This is a genomic window from Zobellella taiwanensis (genome assembly GCF_003012795.1).
GTDB classification, from domain to species: domain Bacteria; phylum Pseudomonadota; class Gammaproteobacteria; order Enterobacterales; family Aeromonadaceae; genus Oceanimonas; species Oceanimonas taiwanensis.
In genome coordinates, this window is sequence record NZ_PXYH01000001.1 from 308266 (window position 1) to 314463 (window position 6198).

General features: G+C 66.7%; 4 protein-coding genes. 1 reads left to right on the forward strand and 3 read right to left on the reverse strand.

Features of this window, described 5'->3' with window-relative positions; translation table 11 throughout:
* The first annotated feature begins 102 nt into the window (after positions 1–102).
* Entirely contained in the window at positions 103–1143 is a 1041-nt protein-coding gene (locus C7I36_RS01325; protein WP_106451942.1) for a PLP-dependent cysteine synthase family protein, read from the forward strand.
* A gap of 116 nt (positions 1144–1259) precedes the next feature.
* On the opposite strand, the gene C7I36_RS01330 is transcribed toward C7I36_RS01325, so the two are convergent.
* The 3 genes from C7I36_RS01330 to C7I36_RS01340 all read right to left on the reverse strand — a co-directional run.
* On the reverse strand, positions 1260–4307 hold the full coding sequence (locus C7I36_RS01330) for an efflux RND transporter permease subunit (protein WP_106451943.1): 3048 nt from the start codon (positions 4305–4307) through the stop codon (positions 1260–1262).
* Positions 4304–5407, reverse strand: a complete 1104-nt coding sequence (locus C7I36_RS01335; protein ID WP_106451944.1) for an efflux RND transporter periplasmic adaptor subunit — start codon at positions 5405–5407, stop codon at positions 4304–4306. Before C7I36_RS01335 ends, C7I36_RS01330 begins: the two co-directional genes overlap by 4 nt.
* 192 nt (positions 5408–5599) lie before the next feature.
* The coding region (locus tag C7I36_RS01340) for a group II intron maturase-specific domain-containing protein (protein ID WP_281258108.1) at positions 5600–6198 on the reverse strand (599 nt) is incomplete at its 5' end.

Genomic DNA, 6198 nt, shown 5'->3' on the forward strand with positions numbered 1-6198 from the left:
AGAAAAATTTTCTAAAAAATACCACTCACAGCGGAAAGGTGGAAAATTTATTCCCTGAAGGCGGGGATATAATTTCTTCCTACCACCACCGGGACCCCGACCATGAACCACTGGATCCGCACCGCCCTGCGCACCCTTTCCAGCGACCAGCTGCGCACCTCAGACACCCACCTCTACCGGCTGGATATCCCCGGCCTGGCGGGCATCGACATCTATCTCAAGGACGAGAGCACCCACCCCACCGGCAGCCTCAAGCACCGGCTGGCCCGCTCCCTGTTCCTGCACGCCATCTGCAGCGGCAACATCCGCGAGGGGACGCCTGTGGTGGAGGCCTCCTCCGGCAGCACGGCGGTGTCGGAGGCCTACTTCGCCAAGCTGTTGGGGCTGCCCTTCACTGCCGTGATGCCTCGCCACACCACCCGCAGCAAAATCGCCCAGGTGGAGCGCCTCGGCGGGCGCTGCCATTTTGTGGAGCACGCAGGCGAGGTCTATGCCGAAGCCGAGCGGCTGGCGCGGGAGAGCGGCGGCCACTACATGGACCAGTTCACCTACGCCGAGCGGGCCACCGACTGGCGCGGCAACAACAACATCGCCGAGAGCATCTTCCGGCAAATGGCGGAGGAGCCCCACCCGGTGCCCAGGGCCATCGTGATGAGCGCCGGCACCGGCGGCACCTCCGCCACCCTGGGCCGCTATATCCGCTACCTGGGGCTGGACACCAGGCTGGTGGTGGTGGACCCGGAGCATTCGGTGTTCTACGACAGCTACCAGAACGGCGACCCCGGCCTCACCAGCCGGGCCGGCGGCCGCATCGAGGGCATAGGCCGGCCGCGGGTGGAGGCCTCCTTTCTGCCCGAGGTGATCGACGAGATGATCAAGGTGCCCGACGCCGCCAGCATCGCCACCATCCACTGGCTGGAACAGATCCTCGGCCGCAAGGCCGGCGGCTCCACCGGCACCAACCTGTGGGGCGCGCTGCAGCTGGCCCGGCGCATGCAGGAGGCGGGCGAGCAGGGTTCCCTCGTCACCCTGATGTGCGACGGCGGCGAGCGCTACCTCGACACCTACTACCATCCGGACTGGGTGGCGGAGCATATCGGCGATATCGCCCCCTACCGGCAACAGCTGGCGGAACTGGGTTAGGCAAAGACCCTGGTCGAGTGACGTCGACCTGCCGCAGGCTTATCGATATTCGCCGAACGCCCTGGAGCGCAGGCGGCCCGCCCGCGCCCCAATTTCTTTACCTTCCTCCCTTAGCTTCACGACTCACGGCGAGCCCCCAGCACCAGCATGCAGGGGGTGAGCAGCAGGGTCAGCAGGGTGGCAAAGCTCAGGCCGCCGGCAATGGCGCTGGACAGCTGGGTCCACCACTGGGTGGAGGGCGCCCCCAGCCCCAGGCTGGGGGTCAGCAGATCCACGTTCACCCCCAGCACCATGGGCATCAGCCCCAGTACCGTGGTGACGGCGGTGAGCAGCACCGGGCGCAGGCGCAGGCAGCCGGTTTCCAGCGCCGCCTCAACCGGCGCCATGCCCTCGGCCCGCAGCTGGTTGTAGGTGTCGATCAGCACGATATTGTTGTTCACCACTATGCCCGCCAGGGCGATGATGCCCATGCCCACCATGACGATGCCGAAGGACTGACCGTTAAGCAAAAGCCCCATCAGCACCCCGGCGGTGGAAAAGACGATGGCCGACAGCACCAGGGCGGTCTGGTACAGGCTGTTGAACTGGGTCACCAGGATCAGCGTCATCAGCAGCAGGGCCACGCCGAACGCGGTGGTGAGAAACTGCCCCGCCTCGCGCTGATCCGCGTCCTCTCCGGCCACCCGCAGGCCAACGCCCTCGGGCAGTTCGACCCCGCTGTTGCGCAACGCCGCCAGCCGCTCGTCCAGGCGGAACCCTTCGGCAATGTCGGCCTGCAGGGTGATGGTGCGCCGCCCGTCCACCCGGTTGAGGGTGCCGATGTTGGGCGCCGGGCTCAGGGTCACGAAATGGCTGAGCGGCACCTGGCCGCGTGCCGTGTGCAGGGTCAGCAGCGATAGCTGATCGAAGGAACGAAAGCGCTCGGGCAGACGCACCCGGATGTCCACCTCGTCGCTGGCGTCCTCGGGGCGATAACTGGCGAGCTTCAGGCCATTGGTCACCAGTTGCACCGCATTGCCCACGCTCAGCACGTCGGCGCCCAGGCGGGCGGCGGCTTCCCTGTCCACCTCCAGCCGCCACTCAATGCCCGGCAGGGAGCGGTTGTCCTCGATGTCGACAAAGCCCCCCAGGGCCGCCATGGCAGCGCGCAGGCGCTCGGTGGCCAGCGCCAGGGCACCCTCGTCGCCGCCCCACAGTTGCAGCTCTACCGGCTTGCCGCCGGTCGGGCCCATCTGCTGTTCGCGAAACTCCAGCACCACGCCGGGAATGTCCCGGGTCAGCCCGGCCATGGTGTCCTTGATGGCGCCGGCCGGGCGGCGCCGGTGCCAGTCGGTGAACTGGAACTGCAACACCCCGATGACATCGTTGCCGAGCTGGTTGTCGGGCATGGCGAAGCTGCGGGCATAGAGCGCCTTCACCTCGCTCAGCCCGAGCAGGCGCCGCTCCACCTCGCGCAAGATGGCGTCCTTCTCGTATACCGACAGATCGCCCCGGGCGCGCACCTGCAACTGGGCGCTGTCGGGCTCGATGGCGGGGAAAAACTCCACCCCGTGGTTAAAGCGGGCATAGCCGGCATAGATAAGTCCAATCAGCACCAGGGTCGCGGCCAGGGTCAGTCCGGGCCGGCGCAGCAGCCGGCCGAGCACGGCCCGGTACAACGCCAGGCCGGGCACCGTCACCGGCGCGTTGTAGCGGGGCCGGTGGCGGCTCACCGCCCCCATGGTGGGCAGGAAAATCAGCGCCATCGCCAGCGAGGCCAGCAGGCAGATAATGACGGTGGCGGGCAGGTATTTCATGAACTCCCCCACCACCCCGGGCCAGAACAACAGCGGCACAAACACCACCAGGGTGGTGGCGGTGGAGGCGATCACCGGCCAGCTCATGCGGTGGGCGGCATTGACCCAGGCCTGGGCCGGGGTCTGGCCGTCGTGCAGGTGGCGGTCGGCCAGCTCCGACACCACGATGGCGCCGTCCACCAGCATGCCGGCCACCAGGATCAGCGCGAACAGCACTATGATGTTCATGGTGAAGCCGATGACCCAGATCAGCATGATACCGGCCAGAAACGCCCCCGGTATGGTCAGCCCCACCATCACCGCCGAGCGCGGCCCCATGGTGGCCAGGATCAGCACCAGCACCAGCACCACGGCGGTGAGCACATTGTTGAGCAGATCCGACAGCATGGTTTCTATCTGGGTCGACTGATCCATGATGTAGTTGATGGCCACCCCTTCCGGCAGTTGCCCGGCGGCCTGCTCCAGCAGCGCCTTGACCTGGGCAATGGTATTGATGATGTTGGCCCCGGCGCGCTTGCTTACCTCCAGCACCACCCCGGGCTCGCCGTTGATGCGGGCGAAGCCGGCGGGATCCTTGAAGGTACGGCGGATGCTGGCCACGTCGCCGAAGGTAACCACCCGGTCGCCGTCCACCTTGATGGGCAGCCCGAGCACATCGTCCAGGCTCTCGATCACCCCCGGCACCTTCACCGCCAGCCGGCCGGCGCCGGTATCCAGGCTGCCGGCGGCCACCAGCCGGTTGTTGCGCGACACCAGGTTGAACAGCTGGCTGTAGTCGATGCCGTAGCTGTCGAGCACCTGGGGATCGACCACTATCTCCAGCAAATCCTCCCGATCGCCGCCGATATCCACTTCCAGCACCTCGGGAATGCCCTCTATCTCCTCCTTCAGCCGGCGGGCGATCACCACCAGCTCCGCCTCGGACAGGGGGCCCGACAGGGCCACCGACAGCACCGGGAACAGCGCCACGTTGATTTCGTGCACCACCGGTTCGTCCGCCTCTTCCGGCAATTTGCTGCGCGCCGAATCCACCTTTTCGCGCACATCCTGCAACGCCTGCCTGGGATCGAAGCCGGCGTCGAACTCCAGCATCACGGAGGCGTGGCCCTCGCTGGCGGTGGAAGTCATTTTCTTGACCCCCTCCAAGGTCCGCAGCTCCTGCTCCATGGGCCGCACCAGGAGGCGCTCGCCGTCTTCGGGACTGATCCCCTCCAGCGCCATGGACACATACATCATGGGAATGGTGACGTCCGGGTTGGCCTCCTTGGGAATGGCCTGGTAGGCACCGTAACCGCCGACAAGCAGCAGCACAAAGGCCAGCAGGGTGGCCCGGCCGCGATCCACCGCCGCCTGGATAATGGCCCTCATGGCGCTGCTTCCCGTTCGGCCACCGCAACCCGCTCACCCAGTTCGGCAAAACCGCCTCCCCGGGTCACCACCCGTACCCGTTCCGGCAGGCCGCCAACCCAGGCGGTGTCGGGAGTAATGCTGAACAGCCGGACCGGCAAAAAACGCAGGCGCTGGTCTTCGTCCACCACCCGCACGCCCGGTCGGCCGTCCTCATCCAGCGACAGCAGGGCCGGCGACAACCGGTGGGCCCGCTGCTCGGGCAGGCGGATATCGAGCCCGGCGCTGGCGCCCGCCACCCGCCATCCGTCGGGATTGGCAAGCCGGGCCTCCAGGGCATAACTGCGGGTGGCGGCGTCGGCGGCCTGGGCCACAAACCCCAGTTCGCCCGACAGCTCCCGGCCGTCCAGCAGCACGGCGCTCACCGGCAGGCCCGGCGCCAGACCCGCCACCTGCTGCTGGGGCACATCGGCCTGCAGGGTGAGGTAGGCGGTATCCACCAGGGTCAGCAGGCTGTCGCCCGGTTGCACCACATCGCCCAACTCCAGGGGCAGGCGGTCCACGCTGCCGGCAAAGGGCGCCGGCACCCGGCTGTGCTCCAGTTCGAGCCGGATAGCGGCGAGGGCGGCCTCGGCCTGGGTCAGCGCCGCCCGGCGGGCGAGATAATCGGTTTCGGCGGTCAGGTTGTTGCGCCGCAGCCGCTCTGCCGCAGTCAGCTCGGCCTGGCGCAGGGCCAGATCCGCCTCGGCCCGGGCCAGCCGGGCCTGGCGATCATCCGGGCTGATGCCGAGCAGGGCCTCGCCCTCGGCCACCCGCTGGCCGAGTTCGGGCAGGCGGGTCACCGTGCCCGTGATCCGGGCCCTGACCTCCAGCCGGCGCCAGGGCTGCAACTGGCCCTGCAACCTCAGCCTGGGCCGGTAGGGTTCGGCCACCAGTTCGGTCACCTCCAGCCGCCATTCGGCAGCGGAAGGCCCAACGCCGGGCTCGGCTGCGGGCGCCTCGCCGGCGGCCTGGTACAGTTCGCCCCGCCACAGCCAGAACAGGGCCACCAGCACCGCCAGCAGCACCCAGCCCAGCCCCTTGTGGCGGCCCAGCCATTGCGTTATGTCGCCCATTGCCATCAAAGCCCGTCCGTACGAATAGAGTGGATACTCAGCATAACAACTTCGCCCGGGCCGCAACAGCGGGGCATACGCAGGATGGGATCGCCGCCGTGCCACACAGGGCGGGCAGCATATCGAGTAGGGTGAGGCGTTACCGCCTCATCCCTCTCACAGAACCGTACATACGGGCCACGTATACGGCTCATGCCATTAACTTACCCCGAACTCGGGGACAGTGATGCCGGTTTTGACCTTCGCAAGATCTATCAACTTCAGGTCATTGTGCAGGTAGGTGTTGGGCAGGGCCAGACTGGCCAGTGGAGAGGCCGCATTGCGCCAGCTTTGCATCCGGATGTGCCGGAACGGGGGTTGGTAACCCAGTTGTTTCAGCCTCCGATGCAGCCGGCCCGGCTTTTTCCACTGCTTGAGCTGGATGCAGCGCAGTCGCCGTCTTAACCAACTCATTACCTGCTTCAGCACCCGCGCGCAGTTTGCCACCCGAAAGTAGCTGACAAAGCCCCGCAGCACTGGGTTCAGCTCGCGGATGATCGCCGCAAGCCCAATGCCCCGGTTTCGTTTTGTCAGCGCTTTCAGCTTCTGCTTGAGTTTCACCACCTTCTTGTCCTGGATACGGGTGTAGTTCGTGTGGATCACCACACCCAGGAACTTCACCCCCTCATCACTGTGGACGATGTGGGTCTTGGTGGCGTTAACCGTCAGCTTCAGCTCACCTTCCAGGTAGCTCTGGGCCACCCGTAACGCATTCTCCGCGCCCGCTCGTGAGCCGCACAGGATCAGGATGTCGTCCG

Excerpts from the sequence above, each read along its gene's own strand:
- C7I36_RS01325 (WP_106451942.1), top strand. The coding sequence starts at position 103 with ATGAACCACTGGATCCGCACCGCCCTGCGCACCCTTTCCAGCGACCAG.
- C7I36_RS01330 (WP_106451943.1), bottom strand. The coding sequence starts at position 4,307 with ATGAGGGCCATTATCCAGGCGGCGGTGGATCGCGGCCGGGCCACCCTG.
- C7I36_RS01335 (WP_106451944.1), bottom strand. The coding sequence starts at position 5,407 with ATGGCAATGGGCGACATAACGCAATGGCTGGGCCGCCACAAGGGGCTG.